The 1572-nt window shown below is 41.7% G+C and carries 2 pseudogenes; one reads left to right on the top strand and one right to left on the bottom strand.

The annotated features are described in order from the left end of the window. A pseudogene (locus HT671_RS08480) lies at nucleotides 1-205 on the top strand (ISNCY family transposase); the annotation flags it as partial. Between the two features lie 95 nt (nucleotides 206-300). On the opposite strand, the pseudogene HT671_RS08475 reads toward HT671_RS08480, so the two are convergent. Next, nucleotides 301-979 (bottom strand): annotated as a pseudogene (locus HT671_RS08475) (reverse transcriptase domain-containing protein); the annotation flags it as partial. Between the last annotated feature and the right edge of the window lie 593 nt (nucleotides 980-1572).

The following is a 1572-nucleotide window of genomic DNA, read 5'->3' as shown; positions in this document are numbered from 1 at the left end:
ATTTGCTGGAGAACTCATCCAAATGGAGGCTAGCCCTCATGCCTGGTTTGGAGCAGAAACCTCTAACTTACACTTAGCCATTGATGATGCTTCCGGCAATATCCTAGGGGCTTATTTTGATAAAAAAGAGAACTTGAATGCTTACTATCATGTCCTTGAACAAATATTAGCCAATCACGGTATTCCCCTTCAAATTATAGTAGATTGAAACTAGAATAGTACACCTCTACTTCTAAAACATTGTTAGAAATCGATTTGACTGTCCTGATCGGTTTGTCCTATTCTTATTTCATTTTACTATACTTTCAAACCTAGCCGTTTCTCAATAAAACGACTAACTGAATACATCACACGCTTAGCGGCTGCCTCGCTTCCGACCATCATCACACAATCATCTGCGTAGCGCACAAATCGAAGTCCCCTCTTTTCTAATTCCTTGTCCAATTCATTAAGCATGATATTAGATAAGAGAGGAGATACATTTCCTCCCTGTGGTGTACCAACTAGCGTTTTATGACGCCGACCGTTAATGATAACACCTGAATGAAGATACTTACGAATCAAGGATTCCCTATCTCCGTCTTCGATCATATTATGTACTAAGGACATCAATCTATCTTGAGGAACCCTATCGAAAAATTTCTCTAGGTCTATATCCACTATCCACTCATAGCCGTCATTTAAGTACTCTAAGAGCTTGGACAATGGCTTGTTGGATTATCCTATCCATCACTGTCGGAATCCCAAGCTGAAGGACACCTCCATTGGGTTGGGGGATTTCAACTCGCAGGACTGATTGAGGTTTGTATTTTCTCTGTTTTATCAGCTCCTTAGTCAAGCGCCAGTTTTGTCTGAGATAGTCATCCATCTCTTCGATAGTCATTCCATCAATCCCAGCTGAGCCTTTATTGGATTTTACTTGATTGTAAGCTTCCAGCATATTTTCGCGTGATACTATCTTATCTAGCAATTTTGACATGTGCCTATTCCTTTCTTGTTTTGGTGCCTGAGGGATATCTTATATTGGTGAACCTTCATCTAGTCAATACGTGACAGAGTCCAGTTCTATCAGACCGTTCGTTTTACAGACACAAGTAAAGTAGGATTACTTCGATCTGTCGTTTTCTCTTTCTAGCGACAGAGCTCACGGGATAAGTCCTACATCTTTCCTCGTTTAGACTAGACATGAGGACGTTAAAAGGTTACAGTGGAAAAAGATAAATCTTAGTTCGAATTCAATTACTCTCGTGATTTACGCATATAGGTTACGACTACCTTTTTGGACTTTAAGGTTTCGCGCCCCCCCTATCCGCTATATACGCCTTACTATCACCTTCCTGTTCGTAGAGCCACGATTTCGCTATCCCTTCCTCTGACGATTCTTATTTCCAGCGTCAGACTTAAAACGGTCTATCCCCAGACCGTTTTAATCCGCTACCTCACGATAGTCAGGCTTGGGAATCGCTATTGGGTTCACCGGTAGCAGGTGCCCACCAAGGACTTATACTCAATGAAAATCAAAGAGTAAACTAGGAAACTAGCCGCAGGCTGTACTTGAGTACGGCAAGGCGA

This window comes from Streptococcus sp. 2741 (genome assembly GCF_013276315.1).
GTDB lineage: Bacteria > Bacillota > Bacilli > Lactobacillales > Streptococcaceae > Streptococcus > Streptococcus pseudopneumoniae.
Note: the sequence above shows the minus strand (reverse complement) of the source record. Positions and strands in the feature narration are given on the sequence as shown.